The following is a 25,217-nucleotide window of genomic DNA, read 5'->3' on the forward strand; positions in this document are numbered from 1 at the left end:
CAGATTCCATGGTAAAATAAAGAGTGAGAATGGAGTGAAAGAATGATGGTACAAATCGTTGCCCACCGCGGGAGTAGCGGCAACCGACCTGAAAACACGCTACCGGCATTCGCGGAAGCGGTGCGGGTCAAAGCTGATATCATTGAGTTAGATGTACATCTATCAAAAGATGGCGGCTTGATCGTCATGCATGATGAAACGGTTGATCGAACGACCAACGGCAAAGGTCGGATCTGTGACCTGACGGTTGCTGAACTAAAAGAACTCAATGCCGGCAGCTGGTTTTCTGAGGAATTCCAAGCCGCCAAAGTCCCCACGCTAAAAGAAGTGTTGGATTTACTTGCAGCGAAGAATTATCGTGGCATTTTGACGATCGAATTAAAAACCGATCATTATGAGTATGAAGGAATCGAAGCCAAAGTATCCGATTTATTGAATAGCCAAGAATGGCCTTTTACTCATTGGTATTGTTCCTTTAATATCGAGACTTTGGATCGGATGCATGCGATCGAACCGGATGCGATCCTTGATTTTATTATGGGACGCGGGGAAGACAAACCACCGTTGGCGCTCAGCCGACCGTATATCGAAGGAATTCATCCGGCCTATCGCTGGGTCCAAGAGACAGCAACGGTCTTGACTGATTTTCCGATTGCGATCCGTCCGTGGACTGTCAATGAAGAAGCGGCGATTCGCACCTGCTTGGCTTTGGGGTTGACCGGGATCATCACCGATTTTCCAGAAAACGCTCGGGCAATTGTGCAGCAGGTCCGCGAGGAAACAAAAGGATGAAAAAAGTCTTAGTGATCGTGGGACCGACCGCAGTCGGTAAAACCGCCTTGAGTATCCAATTAGCTCAAAAATACCATGGGGAGATCATCAGCGGGGATTCCATGCAAATTTATCGACAATTAGATATCGGTACCGCGAAAGTGACGAAGGAAGAAATGGCAGGGATTCCTCATCATTTGATCGATATTCGTGCAATGACGGAAACGTATTCTGCGGCTGATTTCCAGCAAATGGGGCGTGAGGCCATTGAGACGATCCAGCAGCAAGGAAAGCTGCCGATCGTTGTGGGGGGGACAGGGCTATACATCCAAGCGCTTTTGTATGACTTTCGTTTAGGGGCAGAAGAAGGCGACCCAACGATTCGTCAGCGCTATGAACAAGAAGCAGCAGCCATCGGCAAAGAAGCTCTGTGGCAAAAGCTGCAGGCGGTCGATCCCTTGGCAGCAGCGAAGATCCACTACAACAATGAGCGGAAAGTGATTCGTGCGTTGGAGGTTTTTGAAATGACTGGCGAAAGTATTGCTGCACCAAAAGAAACACCGCAAGTTTTGTACGATTTCTTCATGATCGGTTTAACCACTGAGCGAGAATTGTTATACCAGCGAATCAATCAGCGAGTGGACTTAATGATGGATCAAGGCTTGATCGAAGAAGCAAAAGCTGTTTTGCAGTATCCAGAAACGCAAGCCGCAAAAGGGATCGGCTACAAGGAATTTTTGCCCTATTTTCACGGGCAGGCCACATTGGATGAAACCATTGAGCAAATCAAGCAAAACTCACGCCGCTACGCCAAGCGGCAGCTGACGTGGTTCAATAACCGAGCACAGCCCCGATGGATTGATTTAGTGAGACAACCTGAAGAACAACGTACCCTTGAAACAGAAATCAACCAATGGTTGGAGGAGAAAAGATGAGCCAAGAACGTGTGATTCTTGTCGGAGTAGAAACGGAGAAAAACTATCTTCATTTTGATTCGTCAATGAAAGAATTGAAAAGCTTAACAAAAACCGCCAATGGCGAAGTTGTTTTTTCACTGGTGCAAAAACGGCAGCAAGTCGATCGACAAACCGTGATTGGCAAGGGGAAAGTTGCGGAATTGCAGCAGTTGGCAGAAGCACATGAAGCAGATCTAGTGATCTTCAATCATGAACTGACACCAAGGCAAAGCCAGTTGATCGGTGATGCGCTAGAAGTGCCAGTGATTGATCGCGTCCAGCTGATCCTCGATATTTTTGCGATGCGTGCCCGTTCCAAAGAAGGAAAGCTACAAGTAGAATTGGCGCAGCTGGATTATTTGCTTCCACGTTTGATAGGGCAAGGAAAGAACATGTCTCGGCTAGGGGGCGGAATCGGAACGAGAGGGCCAGGGGAAACCAAGCTGGAGACCGATCGTCGACACATCCGCAACCGCATCACCATCATCAAACGGGAATTGAAGGAAGTGGCCGCCCATCGAGACCGGACACGCCAAAAGCGCAAAGACAGCCAAGTCTTTCAAATGGGCTTGATTGGTTATACCAATGCCGGAAAATCAACTATTTTAAATATTTTAACCAGTGCGGATACCTATGAACAAGACCAGCTGTTCGCAACACTCGATCCTTTGACGAAACGCTGGCGGATGCCGGAAGGATTTGAAGTCACCATTACCGATACGGTTGGCTTTATCCAAGAATTGCCGACCCAATTGATCGATGCGTTTCATTCCACACTGGAAGAAAGTCAAAACATGGACTTCTTGCTGCATGTCGTCGATGCCAGTTCCGAAGAACGGGTTCAGCAAGAGGAGACCGTCTTGAAGTTAATGGAAGAACTTTCTTTGACCCAATTACCGATGTTGACGGTCTATAATAAGGCGGATCGCATCGACGCCGATCAGTTTGTCCCAACGCTCTTTCCCAACGTCTTGATTTCGGCAAAGAGTACCAAAGGCAAAGAACGCTTGACTCAGGCGATCAAAATGGAGTTGATGCAGATCATGCAGCCTTATCATCTGGTTCTGCAAGCCGATGAAGGCAATGCGCTGAATCGTTTAAAACGGGAGTCACTAGTTTTGAGCAATGCCTTCGATGAAGCAACACAGACCTATCATATCAAAGGATTTGCGCTGGAGGATACCTATCCACTACGCAGAATGGCGCAAGAACAGGAATAAGCAGAAACGGTGCAACCGATGCACCGTTTTTTTGTCGTGACAAAATTATGAAGTATAAGTGGTTTGGCTTGCTTTGAACGCAAAAACCGAACATTTTTGGCTAAAGCACCATTTCTTCCATAAAAACAACTGCTTGAACATACGATCAAATCAAGGACCTAATGAAAAAATCAAAAAAATTTGCATTCATGTCACTTTTTCTAACATGAGGGGTTGACACGCAAAAAAAGAATTGGTATAGTTTCCATAAAGTTACGCAGCATCATTGAAACGGAGGGGAGCCAAGTTATGCGGGAAAAAGAATTGCGGCGCTCAATGTCAGTCTTTCCTATCGGAACAGTCATGAAATTGACCGATCTCACCGCCCGTCAAATTCGTTATTACGAAGAACAAGAATTGATCCACCCGGAACGCAGCGATGGCAATCGACGCATGTATTCGCTGAATGATATTGATACCTTGCTAGAGATCAAAGACTATCTTTCCGATGGACTGAACATGGCTGGGATCAAACGAGTTTATGAAATGAAAGTTGCCAAAGAAAAAGAAGCGAAGAACAAACCGCCGCTGACCGATGAAGATGTTCGTCGAATTTTTTATGATGAACTCTTGGCTCAAGGTGGATTGAATCAACAACAGCCATACCAGCAAAAAGGTCCACGAATGTAGAACATTTGTAGATCATTGCTGTGATATAAAAAAAGAATTGGGAAAAAGGAAGGGATACTATGCCAAAATTTGAAAGAACTGCCGAAGACATCAAACAAATCGTAAAGGATGAGAACGTGCGCTTTTTACGCTTGATGTTTACTGATATTTTAGGAACAAACAAGAACGTTGAAGTACCTGTAAGTCAATTAGATAAAGTACTGGAAAACAAAATGATGTTTGACGGTTCTTCTATTGAAGGATTTGTCCGTATTGAAGAAAGTGACATGTATCTGTATCCTGATTTGTCGACATGGATGATCTTCCCTTGGGAAAGTGAACATGGCAAAGTGGCTCGTTTGATCTGTGATATCTACAATCCAGATGGCACCCCATTTGCAGGCGACCCTCGCGGCAACTTAAAACGGGCATTAGCTGACATGCAATCCCTTGGTTTTACTTCTTTCAATCTTGGACCTGAACCAGAATTTTTCCTATTCAAATTAGATGAAGCAGGCGAAATCACAACGGAATTAAACGACAAAGGCGGCTACTTCGATTTTGCCCCAACCGATCTAGGGGAAAACTGCCGTCGCGATATCGTATTAGAATTAGAAAGCCTTGGTTTTGAAGTTGAAGCGTCTCACCATGAGGTGGCACCAGGGCAACACGAGATCGACTTTAAATATGCGGATGCAGTGGAAGCATGTGACAACATCCAAACCTTCAAGCTTGTCGTGAAAACCATTGCTCGTAAACACGGCTTGCATGCAACCTTCATGCCAAAACCATTATTCGGCATCAACGGTTCAGGCATGCACTGCAACATGTCCTTGTTCAAAGGCGATGAAAATGTCTTCTTTGATGAAGAAGGGCCAATGCAATTAAGCCAAACAGCGTATCACTTCTTAGGCGGTTTGATCGAACACGCCCGTGCTTACACAGCTGTCTGCAACCCAACCGTCAACTCTTACAAACGCTTAGTGCCAGGTTACGAAGCGCCTGTATACGTGGCATGGTCAGGACGCAACCGTTCACCATTGATTCGGGTACCAGAATCAAGAGGCTTGTCAACGCGTTTGGAATTGCGTTCGGTTGACCCATCAGCCAACCCATACTTAGCAATGGCTGTTTTACTGCAAGCAGGACTTGATGGCGTTAGACGTGAGTTGACACCACCACCAGCAGTCGACCGCAACATCTACATCATGAACGAAACAGAACGTGCAGAAGCACAAATCGAAGATCTGCCATCAACGATCCACAATGCCATCAAAGCATTGCGCAAAGATCAAGTGATGATCGATGCTTTAGGCAAACACATCTATGCCAACTTTGTCGAAGCAAAACGATTAGAATGGGCAGCCTTCCGCCAAACAGTCTCCGAGTGGGAAAGAGAACAATACTTGGAACTATACTAAAATCGCAAGAAAACCGCTAGAGATAAACAATCTAGCGGTTTTTTTATGATGAACTCAGCTTTTATCCTAATAATTCTCGGTTTATTTATTTCCGATAGTCAATAACTGGTTGATCAAAATTTGAACAGAAAAACATTGCGAAGCTAGAGCGGTTCTGTCTATAAGGCGCGTAAATTTTGCCTGATCATTGGGAAAAAATAAAAAAATACCAGTCGGGCGAGGACTGGTAAGAGGAAGAAAAATAGTTTTGGTATAAAGCTAGCATAGCCGGTCAAAGTAAAATGAACCTTAAAAAGTAGAAAGTTTCTTGTAAGAAGTCCTTATTCGTCAAAGGTTTCCAGCTCAGACAGTATTTTTGCTGGGACTTCTGATTGAGGGACTTCATTGGGACCCGAGATGACACGGGTTTTACTGATCTCTGCTTTGACTAAGGTATTTGGCGCGAATGGCTTCACATTTTCACCAGAAAGATCATAGGTCATGAGTTCTTTCTCGCCGTTTTTCTTAACAAACTCAAACGTGTACTTATACGTAAAGGAGCCATCGATTTTTTCACCGGAATCGCTGTACGTTTGGGTCTTTTCTGGGACTTTGTTGGGCGTGATGGCATAGGCCGTTATCCCTTGATAAGTTGTTGTATAGTAAGTGTAGCCAAAATAGCCACCTACTGCTAAAATCAAAACGCCAAGCGTCAAAAGTAGTTTTTTCATGTGCATCGATCCTTTCAATTACTGGGTTTACTATAGCATGATGGAGCCAAAATCATTCATCGAAATGGATAACAATATTGTAAGTTTACTGTTTATTATCAAAAAGCTTGTAATTTTCTGTTTAACAATTGTGATAATGAAAAACATTTCTGAAACCTTCCTGCAACATTGTAATGTTATTCTCTTACTTGTGCCCGATAGCGGGACAAATAATCAAAAGAGAGGTTTTTTCATTTGAAAAAATTTGCATTTACAGTTGTTGCAGGATTTGGTTTATTCGTTGGAGGAACAGTTGTTTCAGCAGCAGAACAAACCCATGTTGTCGAACCAGGAGACACCCTATCTGGGATCGCTGCTACTTATCAAACAACGATCGAAGACCTTTTAGCTTTGAATGATTCGATCGAAAATCCAAATATGATTTTTGATGGCGAAACATTGTTGGTTTCTAACGATGGCCAATCAGTAGAAAACAAAGAAACAAGTACGAAAGAAAGCACAGAAAAAAGTGAATCTACAGCGACTGCTAACGTGAGTCAAACCCGTTCAAGCATTCCTGGTGCTGGTTCTGGAGTCTTGAATCCAGTGGATGGGATCAACTACTTCAATGGTGTGAGAGAATCGTACTACTCACAAAAAGTTTTGCCAGGAGGCGGATTGAACATCCCTGGACGCCATGTAGCCTCTGACGGAACGATCCGTGATGCCGATGGGTACATCGTTGTTGCCAGCGACAATCAACCGAAAGGATCGACTGGTCAATCATCTTTAGGTGCCTATAAAGTCTATGACACAGGTGTCGGTCATAGCGGTATTGATGTTTATACGAATTGGTAAGCAAGTAGAATACGAGTAGAGACGAGCTCATTCCAGAGCTCGTCTTTTTTTGATTGGTGATAAAGAAAAAATCGTCATCTGGTCTAGACTAATTATTGTAATCAAACACAACCTGTGGTATTATTGGACTATACCAAATAGAAACGGAGCGCTGATCATGGAAATTATTCGCGTTAAAGATGCTGCTCAAGGCGGAAAGAAAGCTTTTGAATTGATACAAGAAGGTATGGCAAATGGCGCCAAAGTGCTAGGTTTAGCAACAGGAAGCACGCCAGAGACCCTTTATGCAGAAATGACTGCCAGTGAAGTTGATTTTTCAGAAATGACTTCAGTCAACTTAGATGAATACGTAGGACTAGGCGGCGAAGACGAACAAAGCTATCGCTACTTCATGAATGCTCATTTATTCAATAAAAAACCATTCAAAGAAACCTTCGTACCAAACGGCAAAGCGGAAGACTTAGAAGCAGAATGCCAACGCTACGATAGCGTGATTGCGGATCACCCAGTTGATATCCAAATCTTGGGTATCGGTCAAAACGGACATATCGGCTTCAACGAACCTGGTGCATCCTTTGAAGGAACGACCTCAGTCGTTGACTTGACTGAATCAACCATCAATGCCAACAAACGCTACTTTGATAAAGTCGAAGACGTCCCAACGACGGCGATTTCCATGGGGATCGGTTCAATTATGCAAAGCAAAAAAATCATTTTGATGGCATTTGGCGAAGTCAAAGCGGATGCAATCCAAAAAATGATCGAAGGACCCGTAACCAACGAATTACCAGCTTCTGTTTTACAAAAGCATGATGACGTGATCGTGATCATCGATGAGGCTGCTGCCAGCAACCTGTAAAACAAAATCAGCCCTTTTCAGAAATAAGTCAGAAGGAAAACGCGCCATCCTTGCAGCTTCCCCCTGTGCTTGTGCAGTAATGCCAGCGCAGCTGCGAGCGATGGTTCGGATCTATCTTGCTTATTTCTGAGGAGGCTTTTTTTATTTGGCTGCTCTAGCGATGTTTTTTCCTTTTTTCCATCAGAGATGCTATAGTTAAAAGAGAGAATACGAAGAAAAGAGGGATGCAAATGGTTGATATGCATTTATCCATTCCTGAAGTAGCACTGAGGTTGCTGTTGGCGATGGTCATGGGTGGCGCGATTGGGTACGAGCGGCAGTACAAAAGCCGACCAGCTGGTCTTAGAACCCATATCTTGGTTTGCATGGGGGCTTGTGTCATTGCTTTGATCCAAGTGGAGATCGCCACAGGTGCCATGCGAGATGCGCTGGATCATCCAGATTTAGCAGGCGTGATTCGTTCGGACGAAGCACGATTGATTGCGCAAGTCGTCAGCGGGGTCGGTTTTCTAGGCGCCGGAACGATCATTGTGACGAAGCGCTCGGTGACGGGGTTGACGACGGCTGCTTCCTTATGGGCGATCGCCGGTTTAGGAATTGCCATCGGGATGGGCTTTTACACCATCGCATTAAGTAGTTTTATCGGGATCTTCTTTGCATTGACGATCGTTAAGCGGATCGTCCGCGTACCAACAGCAAAGAAATTGGAGATCCAGTACATTCATCGCACCGAGACCAAAGAGTTTTTGACGGAGTACTTCCAAGAGAAAAATATCGTGATCGAAGATGTCAATTTTGATGTCAAATTCATGGAAGACTATCGCATTTATACCAACATTTATACGATTGATCTCCCGCGAGGACTAGGCTTTTCTGAAGTGATCGAAGAATTGTCTGTCTACAAAAATGTCACGAAGATCCGCTTGGTGGATATTGCTTAACGGGTATTGAGTAAATATCCACCCGTGAAACGGGTGGCTTTTTAACAGCCCTAGAAGGGCTCACCACTCGCTAGCCCCTTAAAAGGGGCTTTTTAAATGACCACCAACCGCTCACAGCCCTATCTCTCTTTAACTATTTAAATGGATCTACATACTCTTGTTTACTTATACTATCTCTTATTCGATCATCTGCTTCTTGTTCTCGAATATATTTTTCGATTGTTTTTTGATTTAACCCAACCGTACTCACGTAGTATCCTTTGGACCAAAAGCTTTTATTCCCATACTTATATTTCAAATTCGCATGTTTTTCATGGATTAAGGTTGCACTTCGTCCTTTTAAGTAGCCCATAAAACTAGAAATACTAATCTTTGGTGGTATTCTTACTAACATATGAATATGGTCAGGCATGGCATGAGCTTCAATGATTTCAACATCCTTCATCTCACACAATTTTCTTAATATCTGACCAATACTTACTCTTAACTTTCCATAAATCACTTTTCGTCGATACTTCGGGGTGAAGACTATGTGATACTTACAATTCCATCTGGTATGTGCTAAACTTTTATCGTCGTTAGACATAAAAAAACTCCTTTCGATCTGATATGCGGTTGGTAGCCACTATTAGTATATCGAAAGGAGTTTTTTATCGCTAAAGCTATTTCGTCCACGCGTAGAAACGCGCGGTTTTTTTGTTTCGTACGCTACGCGAACGAAACTGACTAAAGTCATTAATCAAAAAGCAGCAAGACACATCACATTAGTGAGATGCCTTGCTGCTTTTTTATGATGCGTTAGACATTTTTAAGTAAAAGAGACACACAGTCAAAATAACGATCACTATTGAAGTCAGCAAATTGACCCCTTCATTCGTTACAAAGGAAAGACCGCCGACTTGCTTGGTCGCAACGTCGTGGTGGACTTTTTTTTCGGTGTATTGGTGACAGACTGGGCATTGATAGCGCACCTGAATCGCTGCGCCCAGTAAGCTGTCCAAAAGACTACCGCAAAAGCCTAAAGCAGTCAAAGTCAACCAGAGATCAAGGGAGAACGGCTTGCCGTTCAACCATAAGGCTGCTGCGAATAAACCAGTGATGGCGAGACTCCCTGCTAGGGAAGCGGCAGTTCCCAACCAACTGACACCGCCGGAAAGTCCCGGTGGTAATTTTTTTCCCGTTAGTAAGTGACGCGGTGGACTTGGACTCAGCACGCCGATTTCTGAGCCCCAAGTGTCAGCCGTACAGCTAGCGATTCCCGCCACAAATCCCCAAAGGAATAGCGGTTCTTTCGTCCCAAAGGCAAGCAGGAGCGCAAAGATACTGGGTGCGATGTTCGCAAAGACTTGTTTTGCATCACGGCGAGCACCTTTGGCAAGCACCGCTGACTCTGGCTGACGGCGTATTTTCTTTAAAAGACCAATGATGCCAGAGCTGGCAAAGAAAAAGCCAATCAAAAAGATGCTGTACCACGGACCAAAGCCAATAACCAGTGTGCCGCAAAGAATCGCAGCCAGTGCGCCAGAAATAGTCAGCCACTGAAAGACGAATGCTGCCGCTGCAACGAATATGCTGGCAAACAATCCTAGCATGAATTGATAAAAGAAAACCATTTGAACACTCCTTTGCGTATAGTGTAGCATAGGTCTCATTTATTTTACCGCAGTTAACAAAATAATAGTAAGGAAGATAGCTTTTTACTCGTCAAATGAGAGCGTTTCATTTAAGCTAAAGGAGAGAGGTGATCCAATGAAAATCATAATTATAGGTGGGTCTTTTGGTGGTGTCAGCTGCGCCCGCGAAGCACGTCGATTATACCCTGACGCAGAGATTCTACTGATAGAAAAAAAAGCCCATCTTGGGTTTGTTCCAAGCGGCTTGTTATTGCTGATCGAAGGCAGGATCGCTTCGCTAGAAGAAGCATTCTTTTGTACGAAGGAGCAGCTGGAGGCAGAAACGATCGACGTTGCCTTAGAAGAAACGCTTCTGGAGATTTTTCCTTCGGATCATCGGATTCGAACGGATAAACGGGAACTAAGTTATGATCGACTCGTCTTGGCAGCAGGCTCCAGTCAAGATTCCACTGTTTTGCCACAACCAGAAGAAGCACCACTGACCTACAAGGAATATGAAGCAGCGAAGCATTTCTTGCAGCAATTGCCCCAAGCAGAGTCGATTACCATCGTCGGTGCTGGTCAAGCGGGGATGGAAGCGGCGAATACCTTGACGGCGATCGGAAAAAAAGTCAGTGTGATCGAATCAATGTCATATCCTTTGTTCAAGTACTTTGATCGCGATTTTTTGCAGCCCTTTTTAACGGAGATCGAAAAAAGCCCCAACTTGCAGCTGCATTGGTCGGAGCCAACTTTGGCAGTCGTTAAAACGGAAACAGGCTTTCGGATCGAAACCGCCGATCAAGGTTATGAAAGCGATCTGGTATTGACGACAGTTAACGTTCATCCTCGCTTGCCAGAGGCATTTACGGTCTTTGAATTACACAGTGATCAAACTATCTGGACAGATGCCTACTTGGAAACTTCTGCCACGGATATTTTTGCGGTCGGCGACTTGATCCAAATTCCAAATGCTATTACGAAAGACACGGTCTACATGCCCTTAGTCAATAATGCTGTTCGCTCAGGGATTGCGGCAGCTCGCAATCTAGCAAACAAAACGACCCCGTTTCGTGGTGGATTGCGGACAGTCGGTACACAATTGTTTGAGTGGTATTTAGCCAGTACCGGCTTGACCGAGTCGGATCAGTTTTTCTATGAATCACCGATCGTTTGTCACACTTTTACGACTACCGTTTCCCTTTTTGATTCGACGCAGGTCCATGGAAAAGTGATGATCGAACAAGCCAGCGGCCGAATCGTTGGTGCGCAGCTATTATCAAAAGCCAATATTTTGGAAAAACTCAATTTACTAGCATTTGCGATCGAGCAGCAGGCAACGATGGAGGAGCTGACCCAAAAAGACTTTTTCTTCCATCCACGGTTCACGAATGTGTTGGATCAAACCTTCATATGGTCGGGAAGTGATGCCGATGAGACTTGATCAGTTATTAGAAAAAAAAGAAGCAAAACAATTGCAGCTGCTCAAAAAACTTTTACTAGTTGGCGGTCAAATGGAGCTACATGAATTAGCGCTCTATCTTGGCATCAGTAAGCCTTCTCTGGAAAAGTATGTGGATGAGCTGCAAGATGAGTTGGCTCACTACCAAGAGCAGTGTCAGTTGTATTATCGAAAAGGTGTCCTGGTCTTTGAAATGAGTCCCACTTTTTCCCTCAATCAAATCGAATGGGCGTTTTATCGGTCAGCATTGAAATTTCAAATCCTCGAGCATCTTTTGCAGCATCAAGAGGTGACCACTGTCCAGCTGGCACAAAAATTAGCGGTCAGCGAGTCATCCTTGTTTCGCAAAATCAAAGAGCTAAATGGCTTGCTAGCAGAATTTGAATTAGAGATCTGGCAAGGAAAGCTGATTGGGGAAGAAACGCAGATTCGTTATTTCTATTTTGAACTCTTTTGGTATGTTCATTCTTTTGACAGTCAGCCATTGCCGATCGATGAGAAATATGTCGGTCTGATCACTCGCGGCCTGAACATGCGTTTTACGAAAGAAGCCCAGCAGCGCTTGTCCCTATGGCTGAGGATCATGAAAGCGCGACTGAAAATTGCTACTCAATCCTTTCAAGTTTTACGGGAGAAAATGGCACCTTACATGAAAGACCCTTTGTTTCAACAATTACGTGAGTTGGTATTTCGTGGCTTTGGCCATTACGCATTAGAAGTCAGAGAAGAGGAGGCGATGCTGCATTTTGTTTTTTTGTTGTCGTTCTCGGTGTTATCCGAACACGATCTGCAGGTGTATATGCTGCAGCGTTCTCGGTTTACGCCAACTGCCTTGACGGATACCTTGATTTTGGAACATATTTTGCATCTTTACCGCCCATCGTTTGTTCCTCGTGAAATGGAAGCCACTTGCTATGGTCACCTGCTGCAGATCCACAGCCGCGTCTATTTTTTCAAAGGGGATGTGGAAGTTTTTGATCGAGAAAATATTTGGCAGCTGGAAGCGCAGTTATCCAGCCGCAACATTCAGCAAATCAGTCATGAACTATTAGGTAAGGCCTTAACAGAGTTAAATATCAAGCCGTCCGAGAAAAATAGTCTACTGATGATGACGATGGTCAAATACTTGAGTGTCATCACGATCATCGACTATCAAATCAATCGAGAATTTCGTGTTGGGATCGCCTTGAAAATGGATGAGCTATTTAAAGAAGCCCTCTATTATATGTGGCTGCTGTATCTCAAAAATTTGAATGGCGTAGTTGTCGAACGCTATCGTCCAGAACAAGAATATGATTTGATCTTGGCGAATTACGCCATCGAGACCAAAACACCGACCTATCGAATCAGTGAATTAGGGACTGCTTATGATCGTGAGACAATCAAAAAAATGATCCGTGAACGCTTTAAATAGTGGATTTCGTCAATTTCTTAGAGATTTGAAAAAAAATTGACGAACCATATAGCAAAAGTTCAGCTAAAATAAAAGCAAGTCAGAAAGCGCTAACAAACAGCGCGTATAAAACCAAAGGGAGCGAATCAAATGGCAGAAAAAAATTATGTAATGGCGATCGACCAAGGAACCACTAGTTCAAGAGCAATTATTTTTGATCGTAACGGGAAAAAAATCGGCAGTTCACAAAAAGAGTTTCCGCAATACTTTCCAAAATCAGGTTGGGTAGAACACAACGCCAACGAAATTTGGAACTCTGTCCAATCAGTCATCGCAGGGGCATTTATTGAATCAGGTATCCGACCAGAAGCAATCGCCGGCATTGGTATCACCAACCAGCGTGAAACGACAGTGGTTTGGGATAAAACGACAGGGCAGCCAATCGCGAATGCGATCGTTTGGCAATCCCGTCAATCTTCACCGATCGCTGACCAATTAAAAGTAGATGGCCATACAGAGATGATCCATGAAAAAACTGGGTTAGTCATTGATGCGTATTTCTCAGCGACCAAGGTGCGTTGGCTTTTAGACAATATCGAAGGGGCACAAGAAAAGGCGGATAATGGTGAGCTACTCTTCGGAACGATCGATTCATGGCTTGTGTGGAAACTGACAGATGGACAAGTCCATGTCACCGACTACTCCAATGCTAGTCGGACGATGCTTTACAACATTCATAAATTAGAGTGGGATCAAGAAATTTTGGATCTTTTGAACATTCCAAGCTCGATGCTACCAGAAGTCAAAAGCAACTCAGAAGTCTATGGTCACACCCGCAGCTACCATTTTTACGGCAGTGAAGTACCAATCGCTGGAATGGCTGGAGACCAACAAGCCGCTCTCTTTGGACAAATGGCCTTTGAAAAAGGTATGATCAAAAATACTTATGGCACTGGGGCATTTATTGTCATGAATACTGGTGAAGAACCACAATTGTCTGACAATGACCTACTGACGACTATCGGGTATGGCATCAACGGCAAAGTCTATTATGCCTTAGAAGGAAGTATCTTCGTTGCTGGATCAGCGATCCAATGGCTGCGGGATGGTCTACGCATGATCGAGACATCGCCACAATCAGAAGAACTAGCTGCCAAAGCAAAAGGTGATAATGAAGTCTATGTGGTACCTGCCTTTACTGGATTAGGTGCGCCTTACTGGGATTCAGATGCAAGAGGAGCAGTCTTCGGCTTGACTCGTGGGACGACGAAGGAAGATTTTGTTCGGGCAACATTGCAAGCTGTTGCGTATCAATCAAAAGACGTCATCGATACGATGAAAAAAGATTCCGGTATCGATATCCCATTGCTGAAAGTCGATGGAGGGGCAGCCAAAAACGATTTATTGATGCAGTTCCAAGCGGACATTTTAGACATTGACGTACAACGAGCAGCGAATCTGGAAACAACCGCATTAGGTGCAGCCTATTTGGCAGGACTAGCGGTTGGCTTCTGGAAAGACTTAGATGAATTGAAATCAATGGCAGAAGAAGGGCAAATGTTTACGCCAGAAATGCCAGCAGAAGAAAGAGACAATTTGTACGAAGGTTGGAAACAAGCGGTGGCGGCTACTCAGACCTTCAAATTCAAAGCGAAGAAAGAAGGCGAGTAAGCCATGACCTTTTCTCAGAAAGATCGGAAGGAAACCATTCAAGAAACGGCAAAGACCACCTATGATGTGTTGATCATTGGTGGTGGGATTACCGGCGCAGGGGTTGCCGTTCAAACAGCAGCGGCTGGGATGAAGACGGTTCTTTTGGAAATGCAAGACTTTGCCGAAGGGACGTCTTCGCGGTCCACGAAACTCGTTCATGGCGGTATTCGCTATTTGAAAACCTTTGACGTGGAAGTGGTCGCTGACACCGTGCGGGAACGGGCGATCGTCCAACAAATTGCTCCACATATCCCGAAACCAGATCCGATGCTTTTACCGATTTACGATGAACCGGGGGCAACCTTCTCCTTGTTTTCTGTTAAAGTGGCGATGGATCTTTATGATCGCTTAGCGAATGTGACAGGCAGTAAATACGAAAATTATCTGTTGACGAAAGAAGAGGTCTTAGCACGCGAACCACAGCTGCAGGCGGAAAACTTAGTTGGTGGCGGAGTCTATCTTGATTTTCGCAACAACGATGCCCGCTTGGTGATCGAAAACATCAAACGAGCACAAGCCGATGGGGCAGCAATGATCAGTAAGGCCAAAGTCGTCGGCATCTTACATGATGAGCAAGGCATCATCAATGGGGTAGAAGTGGAGGATCAACTGACAAACGAGCGCTTTGAGGTTCACGCCAAAGTCGTGATCAACACGACCGGCCCTTGGTCAGACATCGTTCGTCAATTAGACAAGAATGATGAGCTGCCGCCACAAATGCGTCCGACGAAAGGTGTCCATTTAGTGGTCGATCGGGAAAAACTAAAAGTGCCGCAACCAACCTATTTTGATACTGGGAAAAATGATGGTCGGATGGTTTTCGTGGTACCAAGAGAAAACAAGACCTATTTTGGCACAACCGATACGGACTATAAAGGCGATTTTGCCCATCCGACGGTCACACAAGAAGATGTCGATTATCTACTGACCATCGTGAATGAACGCTTCCCACATGCACAAATCACCCTTGATGATATCGAAGCGAGCTGGGCTGGTCTACGTCCATTGATTACGAATAATGGTGGTTCGGATTACAATGGCGGCGGTAAAGGCAAACTATCGGATGAAAGCTTTGAGCAGATCGTTGAAAGCGTCAAAGAATATCTTGCAGATAAGCGGCAGCGACCAGTTGTAGAAAAAGCCGTAAAACAAGCACAAGAACGAGTAGAAGCCAGCAAAGTGGATCCATCGCAAGTTTCTCGCGGCAGCAGTTTGGAACGCTCAAAAGACGGACTATTGACGTTGGCAGGCGGAAAAATCACCGACTATCGTTTGATGGCGGAAGGAGCAGTCAAACGGATCAATGAATTGCTTCAAGAAAGCGGTGCTTCCTTCGAGTTAGTGGATTCAACCACGTACCCAGTTTCTGGTGGGGAGCTTGATGCAGCCAATGTAGAGGGAGAATTAGCGAAGTTGGCTGACGAAGCGCAAGCCGCTGGGTTCAATGAAGCAGATGCGACGTATTTGGCTCATCTTTATGGGTCGAATCTTCCCCAAGTGTTGAACTACAAGACGAAGTTTGAGGGCTTAGATGAAAAAGAAAGCACTGCCTTGAACTATTCCTTGCATGAAGAAATGGTTCTGACGCCTGTCGATTATCTATTGCGTCGGACCAACCATATCCTATTTATGCGAGATACCTTAGATGAAGTCAAAGCCGGTGTCGTCGCAGCTATGACCGACTTCTTTGGCTGGAGCGAAGAAGAAAAAGCAGCCTATGTAGCAGAAATGAACCAAGTGATCGCAGAATCAGATTTAACAGCCTTAAAAGGAGGAAAAAAAGATGAATGAAACAACCCAGATCTTTAGTGAATTTCTAGGAACGGCTATTTTGGTTTTGTTAGGGGATGGCGTGTGTGCGGCTGTCAATCTGAAAAAGAGTAAAGCAGAAGCCTCTGGCTGGATCGTGATCGCGATGGGCTGGGCAACAGCGGTGACCATCGCCGTATACGTTTCAGGGTACATGGGACCTGCTCACTTGAATCCAGCCGTTACATTAGGCATGGCGATGACAGGGAATTTTTCTTGGAGTTTGGCTATACCGTTTATGCTGGCGCAGATTGCTGGTGCGATCGTAGGAGCAATCCTTGTTTGGCTCAACTACTTGCCATTATGGGATGAAACAAAAGACCAAGGCGCGATTTTAGGCACCTTTGCAACAGGGCCTGCAGTTCGTAATTTAGTATCGAATACGATCACTGAAGTCATTGGTACCTTTGTCTTAGTCTTTGGCTTATTGGCTTTTGGTGCCAATACCTTTACGGATGGATTAAATCCCATCGTTGTTGGGATCTTGATCTTAGCGATCGGACTGTCTCTTGGTGGACCAACAGGCTATGCCATCAACCCGGCACGGGACTTAGGACCACGGATTGCTCACCAAATCTTACCAATCAAAAACAAAGGGACTTCCGATTGGGGCTATGCGTTAGTACCAATCATCGGTCCAATGATCGGTGCAGCGATCGCAGCTGGTTTGTTTATGATGTTGCCATTATAAACGATGTTATTTTAAGGATGATACCTATTGGTATCATCCTTTTTTAATCTTTAGCGATTGTCATTGAATTTGCTAAAAAAACATGGTTAAATGAAAAAGCTGAAACAGAACGAAGGAAGGAGCTTTTGCGTGAAAAAAATTCTGCGCTTTTTCATGTGGGTGGCGATGGTCCTGATCGGACTCTTAGCTGCCGTTTTTCTGGCTTTTCAACTCTCCCCACGACCGGGGGCTTTTTTGATCGGTCATCTGTTTAACCAAGAAGTGACCATCAAGGGTGAGGCAGCTTATCAAAAAAGTTTGCCGAATGTGACGGTCAAACAGGACTTGACGTATCAATCGGACTATCAACGTAGTACCTTTGATCTATATTATCCCAAAGAGGCACAAGGCCCTGTTCCAGTCATTTTTTGGATCCATGGGGGCGGCTATGTCGGTGGAGATAAAGAAGGGGTCAAAGAGTTTGCGACCTATGTCGTCGATGAAACCCAAGCCGCTGTGGTTTCGATTAATTATGAATGGGCACCAAGTCTGCATTATCCGGGACAGGTCAAACAATTAGCCCAAGCGGTAGACTCGATCAAAGCAGATGCCCAAGCATACCCCATGCTGGATTTCGATCAACTCTTCTTCGGCGGGGATTCTGCAGGAGCCCAAATCGCTGGGCAATATGTGGCGCTGCAAACCAATCCAGCGTATGCGAAGGAAATGTCCTTTGATCAAGACATTCCTGCATCGGCCCTGAAAGGGTTTATTTCCTATTGCGGACCGCTTGATTTGAAGCAGATCGCCGGGACTTCTTCAGATGATCGCTTTATGAAATTCTTTGTCAAAACGGTGGCTTGGTCGTTATTAGGCAAAAAAGAATGGCAAGAAAGTCCCCAACTGCAGGAGATCTCACTGGTGGATAAATTGACGGCTGATTTTCCGCCAACGTATATCACGGATGGCAATGCCTATTCCTTTGAAGACCAAGGCATTGCCTTTGCCAACCAGCTGCAAGCTCTTGATATTCCCGTGACGAGTCGCTTTTACAAAGGGGATTCGGAAACGGTGACCCACGAATACCAATTTGATTATAGCTTGCCCCAAGCACAGGCCTGTTTGACAGAAACGTTGACCTTTATCAAAGACCAGCTGGCTCACTAAAAAACACCTTGTTTCTCACCCTCAATTGGCGAGAAACAAGGTGTTTATTTGTCAGCAGATCAATCAAGTCCGATGAAGTAGTCATCGTCTTTCATCGCTTCCACGGAACCAAGCAGATACCCGTTCCCAACTTGTGAGAAGAAGTCGTGGTTGCTGGTACCAGTTGAAATACCGTTCATGACGATTGGATTGACATCGTTGGCGGTATCTGGGAAAAGCGGGTCTTGTCCTAGATTCATCAAAGCCTTATTGGCATTGTAACGCAAGAAGGTTTTGACTTCTTCGGTCCAGCCGATCTCATCGTATAATTCTTCGGTATAACGCTCTTCATTTTCATACAACTCATACAACAAGTCGTACATCCAGTCTTTCAGCTTTTGCTGTTCGTCTTCTGGTAATTCGTTGAAACCTAATTGGAATTTGTAGCCGATATACGTGCCGTGAACGGATTCGTCACGAATGATCAATTTGATGATCTCCGCTACGTTCGCTAGTTTGTTATTACCTAAGTAGTAAAGGGGTGTATAGAAACCTGAATAGAATAAGAAGGTCTCTAGAAACACACTGGCGATTTTTTTCTCTAGCGGTGTCCCATTTTTGTAAATCTCATTGATTCGTTCGGCTTTCTTTTGTAAGTAAGGATTGGTATTGGTCCATTCAAAAATATCGGCGATCTCCGCTTTTGTATTCAAGGTGCTGAAAATCGATGAATAGCTTTTTGCATGGACAGATTCCATAAATTGGATGTTGTTCAAGACCGCTTCTTCATGTGGGGTGCGGACATCTTTACGCAGTTGATCCATACCGCTTTCTGATTGAACGGTATCTAATAAGGTCAAGCCGCCAAAGACGTAGCCCACCGTCGTTTTTTCTAATGGTGATAGCGTCCGCCAATCATCAAGGTCATTTGATAAAGGGATCCGCGTATCTAACCAGAATTGCTCTGTTAATTTTTCCCAAGTGGATTTATCGATGATATCTTCGATCTCATTCCAGTTGATTGCTTCATAGTAAGTCTTACCCATAGTCGGTTCCTCCAATAATCGTATCAAGACAACAGCCGACCCGCTCTCAATAGAGAGCAGGGGCAGGCTATTGGTTCGTTTTCAGGCAAAAGTTGGATTAGATGACACAGCTTTCACATTGGTTGCTGCCGATCTCTTCTGCATCATCTGTAAAGGTCCGTACATAGTAGATCGATTTGATCCCTTTGTGGAAAGCATAGTGACGCAAGATGTTCAAATCACGGGTGGTTTGTTTTGTCGTTTCTTTCCATTCGTAAAGACCTTCTGGAATATCTGAACGCATAAACAAGGTCATACTCATCCCTTGATCGACGTGTTTTTGAGCAGTTGCGTAAACATCGATCACTTTGCGCATATCCATATCGTAGGCTGATTTGTAGTAGCCGATCGTCTCATTGCTCAAGTAAGGTGCTGGATAATAGATCTTGCCGATTTTCTTTTCTTGGCGTTCTTCGATCATCCGAGTGATCGGGTGGATGCTGGCACTCGTATCATTGATATAAGAGATCGAACCATTTGGTGCAACGGCTAAGCGGTTTTGGTGATACAAGCCGGTTTCTTTGACGGTTTGTGCCAAGGCTGCCCAATCTTCACCAGTTGGTAAAAAGACGCCTTCAAACAATGCTTTGACTTTTTCCGATTTTGGTTGGTAGTCACCTTGGATATAATCAGTGAAGTAGCTGCCATCTGCATAAGCTGATTTTTCAAAGTTATGGAAAACTTCGCCTTTTTCTTTGGCGATGGCATTGCTTTCAACCAATGTCCAATAGTTCAACAACATGAAATAAAGATCAGTAAATTCAAGGGATTCTGGTGAACCGTATTCCATTTGATTTTTTGCAAAATAGGTATGCAAGCCCATTGCGCCTAAACCGATCGTGTGGTTCAAGGCATTCCCATTTTGGATCGATGGTACCACGTCAATGTCAGACGCATCAGTAACGAAGGTCAAGGCACGAGTCATTGCTCGAACAGATTTCCCAAAGTTAGGGCTGTCCATCAAGTTCACGATATTGGTGGAACCTAAGTTACAGCTGATATCTGTTCCTAAAACCTCGTATTCTTGCTTGCCGTTGATCTCAGATGGTGCTTGAACTTGAAGGATCTCGGAACAAAGATTACTCATGATGATCTTGCCATCGATTGGGTTGCTGCGGTTTGCTGTATCGATATTAATGATATAAGGATAACCAGATTCTTGTTGTAATTTAGAAATTTCATTTTCTAAATCGCGAGCTCTGATTTTAGTCTTGTGAATCCGTGGATTCATGACTAAGTTGTCGTATTCCTTGGTGATATCGACATAAGAAAATGGTACGCCATATTCTTTTTCGACACTGTACGGACTAAAGAGATACATCTCTTCATTTTTACGCGTCAATTCGTAAAATTTGTCAGGTACGATCACACCTAATGATAAGGTTTTGACACGGATTTTTTCATCTGCATTTTCTTTTTTCGCTGATAAAAAGCTGATGATGTCTGGGTGGAAGACGTTCAAGTAGACCACACCAGCCCCTTGCCGTTGACCCAATTGGTTTGAATAGCTGAAGCTATCTTCAAACAATTTCATTACAGGCATCACACCACTTGCTGCACCTTCGTAGCCTTTGATAGGCGCGCCAGCTTCCCGCAAGTTTGATAATGTGATCCCGACACCGCCGCCGATCCGTGAAAGTTGCAGTGCGGAGTTGATCCCACGACCGATCGCGTTCATGTCATCAGTGATTTGGATCAAGAAACAAGAAACTAATTCACCGCGACGTTTGCGTCCTGCGTTCAAGAAAGAAGGGGTTGCTGGTTGGTAACGTTGGTAGATCATTTCATCTGCCAAGCTCATGGCTAACTCTTCATTCCCATCCGCAAAGTAAAGGGCGTTGAACGCCACCCGATCTTCGTAACGCTCAAGATACGCGGTACCATCATTCGTTTTTAATGCATATTGTGAATAAAACTTGTAAGCAGCCATAAATGATTTGAAAGTAAAGTGTTGCTCATCTAAGAATTGATACAAGTCCTCAATAAAAGCAGGACGGTACTTTTTGATAAATTCTTCTTCTAAATAATCATTTTCAATCAAATAATTGATTTTGTCCATTGCAGTCGCAAAGGTTAAGGTATTTGGTTCAACGTTTTCTTTAAAGAATGCCGCTAGGGCTTCTTTGTCTTTATTTAATGGAATTTGACCATCTACTGGACGGTTGATCTCATTATTCAATTTGAAATAACTGACATCTTTGATTTCTTTCAAGCTCATAAATGGCTAACCTCTTTTCTTGTTTTGTTCGTATAAAAAAGGACTTGCGGTCTGGACGACTGACAAATCCCTCAAAAGCATCACATTGAGAAAAATCTTAGCTCGCTAATTGACGTAGTTGATCTGGACGGAAACCGATGATCGTTTGCGCATCAGAGGTAATGACTGGCACACTTTGAAATCCTTGTTCTTTCAAAAATTCTAATGCTTCAGGCTCATTATCGATATTGATTTCTTCAAAGGCAATCTGATTTTCACTTAAAAAGCGTTTCGCCATTTTACATTGCATGCAGTTGTTTTTAGAAAATAGTTTGATATTCATAATTGTTTCCTCCGAGTTGTAATAGTTATAAACCTAGTATAAATAAGTCTCGGAGAAAGTCAACGAAAAAACACTATATCTTGTGCTTGTGAATTCGGCATACACAATTTATAGTGTTTCTGTGTTTTTTATGCAAATGAAAAAAGCGGAAAATACTTAGAATTACAAGGTTTTTGCGTAATTATTAGAGGGGATATGCAATCAAAATGAGTAAAAAAAATCTCTATTGTGAAGGAAGATTCAAAGTTAAGTCGAAAACAGATTGACTTCCTATGGAAATGGCTCTATTATAATGATAATCATTCTCAATTAAAGTAGGTTAATTAAAAAACACTTCACAAAAGGAGTAAGAACCAATGAAAATGGCGCAAACTTGGGCTTCTGGGACATACAAAATCGACTCGTTGGCAACAACCAAAGAAATCACGGTTCATTTAAACGATCTTGGCATTCGCACGGGGGTTGAAATCGTTGTGGTGCAAAAAGATCGCAAAGGCGGCATCATTTTGCACCAAGGGACGCGGATTGCTTTAGATGCACGGGTCATGGAACAAATCGATGTCACAGAAATCCAGCAGCAAACGGTCATTACCTCTTTGGATCAGCTGCAAGTTGGTGAAAGCGGGAAGGTCAATCAGATTGGTGCAAAAGGTGCTTTGCGCCGTCGTTTGATGGATATGGGGCTTACGAAAAACGTTCATTTGGAAGTAGTGAAACTGGCTCCATTGGGTGATCCAATGGAGATTCGGCTCCGCGGTTATGAATTGTCTTTGAGAAAGCAAGAAGCAGCGTTGGTTTTTATCGAAAAAGGAGTCGAAGCTTGATGACCTATCAATTTGCATTAGCAGGAAATCCCAATAGTGGGAAAACAAGTACTTTCAATCAATTGACTGGTGCCAAACAAACAGTGGGCAATTGGCCGGGTGTCACCGTAGAACGTAAAGCGGGGCGACTGCGAAAAGACCGGCACGTGCTGATCCAAGATCTGCCCGGGATCTATTCCTTGTCACCTTATACGCCTGAAGAACTGATTTCCCGCAATTATTTGATGGAAGCATCGCTGGATGCGGTGATCAATATTATTGACGGAACTAATCTTGAGCGAAATCTGTATTTAACATTGCAATTATTAGAAATGAATGGTCCGACCGTGGCAGCCATCAACATGATCGATCTATTAAAGAAAAAAGGCTTGCAGATCAACTTCGAAAAATTGGCTTACGGATTAGGGATTCCTGTAGTGGGGATCAGTGCTTTGAAACAACGTGGTTTAGCCAAAATGATCGAGGCAGCGAAGCAAGCAGCCAACACACTACAGCTCCCTCCCCGCTACGATGCTCGTCTAGAGGCTGGCTTGACCGAGATCATGGCGATTTTGCCAGAGACGATCCCTCAGCAGCGAAAACGCTGGTTTGCCATAAAACTCTTCGAAAAAGATGAAGCGATTCAAGCAATGTGTAAACTGACTGATTCCCAGCAAGCAGTCATTCAGGAGACGATTTCGATTTTAGAGATGATCTTTAAAGACAGCAGTGACGCCATTCTCGTTAATGAGCGCTATGGCTTCATTGAAGAATTGTTGGCGCTGGCAGTCATCAAGGAAACAGATCAGCACTTAGCCTTCAGCGACAAAATCGACCGCGTGTTGACCCATCGCGTATTGGCACTACCGATTTTTGCCTTCATTATGTGGGGAATCTACTATTTATCGATTCAGACGATTGGCACGATCGGCACTGATTGGGTCAATGATGTATTATTTGGCAGCTGGATTCCCGAAACAACAGCGCATTGGCTAGAACAGCTGCGGGTCGCCCAGTGGCTACAAGAACTGATTTTGGATGGCATCGTGGCTGGGGTCGGTGCGGTTTTAGGCTTTTTGCCGCAGATTTTCGTGTTGTTTTTTTGCTTGGCTATCTTGGAGGACTGTGGATACATGGCACGGGTGGCATTTGTCATGGACAGACTGTTTCGCAAGTTTGGTCTATCTGGCAAGTCGTTTATCCCCATGTTGATCGCTACAGGTTGCGGCGTGCCGGGGGTGATGGCAAGCCGAACGATTGAAAACGAAAAGGATCGTCGGTTGACGGTGATGGTCACGACCTTTATGCCTTGTTCTGCCAAATTGCCGATCATTGCATTGATTTCGGGTGCCTTTTTCCCTCATTATAGTTGGGTCGCACCATCGGCCTATTTTGTCGGCATGGGCGCTGTGATTTTTTCAGGGATCGTCTTGAAAAAAACGCCGCTTTTTGCAGGTGATCTGGCACCATTCATTATGGAACTGCCAGCGTATCACTTGCCGCAGCTCACAACGATTTTGAAAAGTGCCTGTGATCGAGCCATTGCTTTTGTAAAAAAAGCCGGAACGATAATCTTTGTGGCTTGTATCTTTGTCTGGTTTACCTCCAGCTACAGCTTTGCCTTGCAGCGGGTCAGTGAAGACCAAAGCATTTTGGCCTTTTTCGGTCGACTTTTGGCGCCCCTCTTCGCTCCCCTAGGCTGGGGAACTTGGCGAGGCGCCGTGGCGACGATCACTGGCTTGGTGGCCAAAGAAAATGTGATCGGCACATTCGGGATTCTCTACGGACAAACCGGTGAGTTGTCAGAAAGTGGGACGGAGATTTGGCAAGTGTTGCGCGGCGATTACACTGCTGTGGCGGCATACTCTTTCCTGGTCTTTAATTTACTATGTGCCCCCTGTTTTGCTGCCATCGGTGCGATTCACCGTGAAATGGGGGACAGCAAGTGGACGTGGTTAGCCATTGGCTATCAATGCGGCTTGGCGTACTGCGCCAGTTTTCTGGTCTACCAATTCGGACACGTCATCTTTGAAGGCGGACACCTCACGCTAGGTGTTTTTGCGGCAATAGTCATTGCTGGTCTATTAGTATTTGCTCTGGTGAAGAAACCATTCCGAGGGAGTGCGCCCTTGATCCAAGTCGTAGGAGGCGAAAAATGATTGCTACAGTAATTCTAAGCGGACTGATTTTTGGCTATGGCGGTCGTGTGGTGTACCGCATGGTGAAAAAGGATCATTGTTCTGATTGCCACAGCAGTTGTCCCGTGAAGCATGAGGAAGCAAAGTAGAAAATAGCGGTTGTAAGTAAAAATTCGTGTGAAAACACCTACGGGTAGAAATACAATTGAAACGGTAGATCTATAGCCATGAATAGAGTGTTTGCTTTAAGAAGTTCTTAGTTTATTTAAGAGCTTCTTTTTTTTATTGTGGGTGCAAGCAAAAGATCTGTCCATTTTTGGTTCATTTTTTCCTTGGTAGAATAAGTTTTGTGAACTGCTCAAGAAGGTTATCGAGAAAAACTGGAGGCTAGTAAAAAAAATAGGCAGTATTCCTGGTCTTTTTGAGAAGAGCAGTTCACTTAATCTGGAAGCGTGTACAAATATGTGGTCGCAAATCGTCTA

23 protein-coding genes are annotated in these 25,217 nt (G+C 44.3%); 17 read left to right on the top strand and 6 right to left on the bottom strand.

The features are described from left to right. Positions 1–42: 42 nt before the first annotated feature. The 5 genes from IGJ42_RS03195 (at position 43) to glnA (ending at position 5,016) form a co-directional block, all read left to right on the top strand. A complete protein-coding gene (locus IGJ42_RS03195; RefSeq protein WP_016611940.1) occupies positions 43–792 on the top strand; it encodes a glycerophosphodiester phosphodiesterase in 750 nt (249 codons plus the stop codon). Continuing rightward, positions 789–1,706 (top strand): tRNA (adenosine(37)-N6)-dimethylallyltransferase MiaA, encoded by a 918-nt coding sequence (miaA, locus tag IGJ42_RS03200; RefSeq protein WP_008377061.1) that lies wholly within the window; start codon positions 789–791, stop codon positions 1,704–1,706. Before IGJ42_RS03195 ends, miaA begins: the two co-directional genes overlap by 4 nt. After that, positions 1,703–2,947 (top strand): GTPase HflX, encoded by a 1,245-nt coding sequence (hflX, locus tag IGJ42_RS03205; RefSeq protein ID WP_005225165.1) that lies wholly within the window; start codon positions 1,703–1,705, stop codon positions 2,945–2,947. The genes miaA and hflX overlap by 4 nt, the downstream gene beginning before the upstream one ends. A 288-nt stretch (positions 2,948–3,235) precedes the next feature. Then, entirely contained in the window at positions 3,236–3,616 is a 381-nt protein-coding gene (locus tag IGJ42_RS03210) for a MerR family transcriptional regulator (protein ID WP_005225166.1), read from the top strand. Positions 3,617–3,675: 59 nt separating this feature from the next. Beyond that, on the top strand, positions 3,676–5,016 hold the full coding sequence (gene glnA, locus IGJ42_RS03215; protein ID WP_005225167.1) for a type I glutamate--ammonia ligase: 1,341 nt from the start codon (positions 3,676–3,678) through the stop codon (positions 5,014–5,016). 320 nt (positions 5,017–5,336) lie between these two features. Here glnA and IGJ42_RS03220 read toward each other — a convergent pair whose 3' ends face one another. Further along, positions 5,337–5,726, bottom strand: coding sequence for a DUF1093 domain-containing protein (locus IGJ42_RS03220; RefSeq protein ID WP_005237494.1), 390 nt, complete (start codon positions 5,724–5,726; stop codon positions 5,337–5,339). 234 nt (positions 5,727–5,960) lie between these two features. Here IGJ42_RS03220 and IGJ42_RS03225 point away from each other — a divergent pair, with 234 nt between their 5' ends. The 3 genes from IGJ42_RS03225 (at position 5,961) to IGJ42_RS03235 (ending at position 8,363) form a co-directional block, all read left to right on the top strand. Further along, entirely contained in the window at positions 5,961–6,563 is a 603-nt protein-coding gene (locus tag IGJ42_RS03225; protein WP_016620555.1) for a LysM peptidoglycan-binding domain-containing protein, read from the top strand. 157 nt (positions 6,564–6,720) lie between these two features. Continuing rightward, complete coding sequence (gene nagB, locus IGJ42_RS03230; RefSeq protein WP_005225171.1) at positions 6,721–7,422, top strand: glucosamine-6-phosphate deaminase; 702 nt, start codon at positions 6,721–6,723, stop codon at positions 7,420–7,422. A 230-nt stretch (positions 7,423–7,652) separates the two neighbouring features. Next, positions 7,653–8,363 carry an MgtC/SapB family protein gene (locus tag IGJ42_RS03235; RefSeq protein WP_008377072.1) on the top strand — a complete coding sequence of 237 codons (711 nt, stop codon included), beginning with the start codon at positions 7,653–7,655 and terminating at the stop codon, positions 8,361–8,363. Between the two features lie 133 nt (positions 8,364–8,496). On the opposite strand, the gene tnpA is transcribed toward IGJ42_RS03235, so the two are convergent. After that, positions 8,497–8,949 carry an IS200/IS605 family transposase gene (gene tnpA / locus IGJ42_RS03240; RefSeq protein ID WP_008382269.1) on the bottom strand — a complete coding sequence of 151 codons (453 nt, stop codon included), beginning with the start codon at positions 8,947–8,949 and terminating at the stop codon, positions 8,497–8,499. Positions 8,950–9,151: 202 nt separating this feature from the next. Then, entirely contained in the window at positions 9,152–9,976 is an 825-nt protein-coding gene (locus IGJ42_RS03245) for a DUF92 domain-containing protein (RefSeq protein WP_086333033.1), read from the bottom strand. A 136-nt stretch (positions 9,977–10,112) separates the two neighbouring features. Here IGJ42_RS03245 and IGJ42_RS03250 point away from each other — a divergent pair, with 136 nt between their 5' ends. The 6 genes from IGJ42_RS03250 (at position 10,113) to IGJ42_RS03275 (ending at position 18,190) form a co-directional block, all read left to right on the top strand. After that, positions 10,113–11,420: an NAD(P)/FAD-dependent oxidoreductase gene (locus IGJ42_RS03250; protein ID WP_086333034.1), complete on the top strand. Its 1,308-nt coding sequence runs from the start codon at positions 10,113–10,115 to the stop codon at positions 11,418–11,420. Further along, entirely contained in the window at positions 11,410–12,852 is a 1,443-nt protein-coding gene (locus IGJ42_RS03255; protein WP_086333035.1) for a helix-turn-helix domain-containing protein, read from the top strand. Before IGJ42_RS03250 ends, IGJ42_RS03255 begins: the two co-directional genes overlap by 11 nt. A 129-nt stretch (positions 12,853–12,981) precedes the next feature. After that, positions 12,982–14,502 carry a glycerol kinase GlpK gene (gene glpK / locus IGJ42_RS03260; RefSeq protein WP_086333036.1) on the top strand — a complete coding sequence of 507 codons (1,521 nt, stop codon included), beginning with the start codon at positions 12,982–12,984 and terminating at the stop codon, positions 14,500–14,502. Between the two features lie 3 nt (positions 14,503–14,505). Next, positions 14,506–16,335, top strand: a complete 1,830-nt coding sequence (gene glpO, locus IGJ42_RS03265; RefSeq protein ID WP_086333037.1) for a type 1 glycerol-3-phosphate oxidase — start codon at positions 14,506–14,508, stop codon at positions 16,333–16,335. After that, positions 16,328–17,044, top strand: a complete 717-nt coding sequence (locus IGJ42_RS03270; protein WP_005237471.1) for an MIP/aquaporin family protein — start codon at positions 16,328–16,330, stop codon at positions 17,042–17,044. The genes glpO and IGJ42_RS03270 overlap by 8 nt, the downstream gene beginning before the upstream one ends. 90 nt (positions 17,045–17,134) lie before the next feature. Beyond that, positions 17,135–18,190, top strand: coding sequence for an alpha/beta hydrolase (locus IGJ42_RS03275; protein WP_086333038.1), 1,056 nt, complete (start codon positions 17,135–17,137; stop codon positions 18,188–18,190). A gap of 59 nt (positions 18,191–18,249) precedes the next feature. Here IGJ42_RS03275 and nrdF read toward each other — a convergent pair whose 3' ends face one another. The 3 genes from nrdF to nrdH form a co-directional block, all read right to left on the bottom strand. Beyond that, positions 18,250–19,215 (bottom strand): class 1b ribonucleoside-diphosphate reductase subunit beta, encoded by a 966-nt coding sequence (nrdF, locus tag IGJ42_RS03280; RefSeq protein ID WP_005225180.1) that lies wholly within the window; start codon positions 19,213–19,215, stop codon positions 18,250–18,252. Between the two features lie 97 nt (positions 19,216–19,312). Next, a complete protein-coding gene (gene nrdE, locus IGJ42_RS03285; protein ID WP_086333039.1) occupies positions 19,313–21,472 on the bottom strand; it encodes a class 1b ribonucleoside-diphosphate reductase subunit alpha in 2,160 nt (719 codons plus the stop codon). A 97-nt stretch (positions 21,473–21,569) separates the two neighbouring features. Next, entirely contained in the window at positions 21,570–21,794 is a 225-nt protein-coding gene (gene nrdH / locus IGJ42_RS03290; RefSeq protein WP_005225182.1) for a glutaredoxin-like protein NrdH, read from the bottom strand. Positions 21,795–22,150: 356 nt separating this feature from the next. On the opposite strand from nrdH, the gene IGJ42_RS03295 reads away from it, so the two are divergent. The 3 genes from IGJ42_RS03295 to IGJ42_RS03305 are packed head-to-tail and all read left to right on the top strand — an operon-like array spanning position 22,151 to position 24,884. Then, positions 22,151–22,618 carry a FeoA family protein gene (locus IGJ42_RS03295; protein WP_005237467.1) on the top strand — a complete coding sequence of 156 codons (468 nt, stop codon included), beginning with the start codon at positions 22,151–22,153 and terminating at the stop codon, positions 22,616–22,618. Further along, a complete protein-coding gene (feoB, locus tag IGJ42_RS03300) occupies positions 22,618–24,756 on the top strand; it encodes a ferrous iron transport protein B (protein ID WP_086333040.1) in 2,139 nt (712 codons plus the stop codon). Before IGJ42_RS03295 ends, feoB begins: the two co-directional genes overlap by 1 nt. Continuing rightward, the gene (locus tag IGJ42_RS03305; RefSeq protein WP_005237465.1) at positions 24,753–24,884 is read left to right on the top strand and encodes a hypothetical protein; all 132 of its coding nucleotides are present in this window, start codon (positions 24,753–24,755) and stop codon (positions 24,882–24,884) included. The genes feoB and IGJ42_RS03305 overlap by 4 nt, the downstream gene beginning before the upstream one ends. The last annotated feature ends 333 nt before the right edge of the window (positions 24,885–25,217 follow it).

The sequence above is a fragment of the Enterococcus sp. DIV1067f genome (genome assembly GCF_050543505.1).
Classification (GTDB): Bacteria; Bacillota; Bacilli; order Lactobacillales; family Enterococcaceae; genus Enterococcus_D; species Enterococcus_D entomosocium.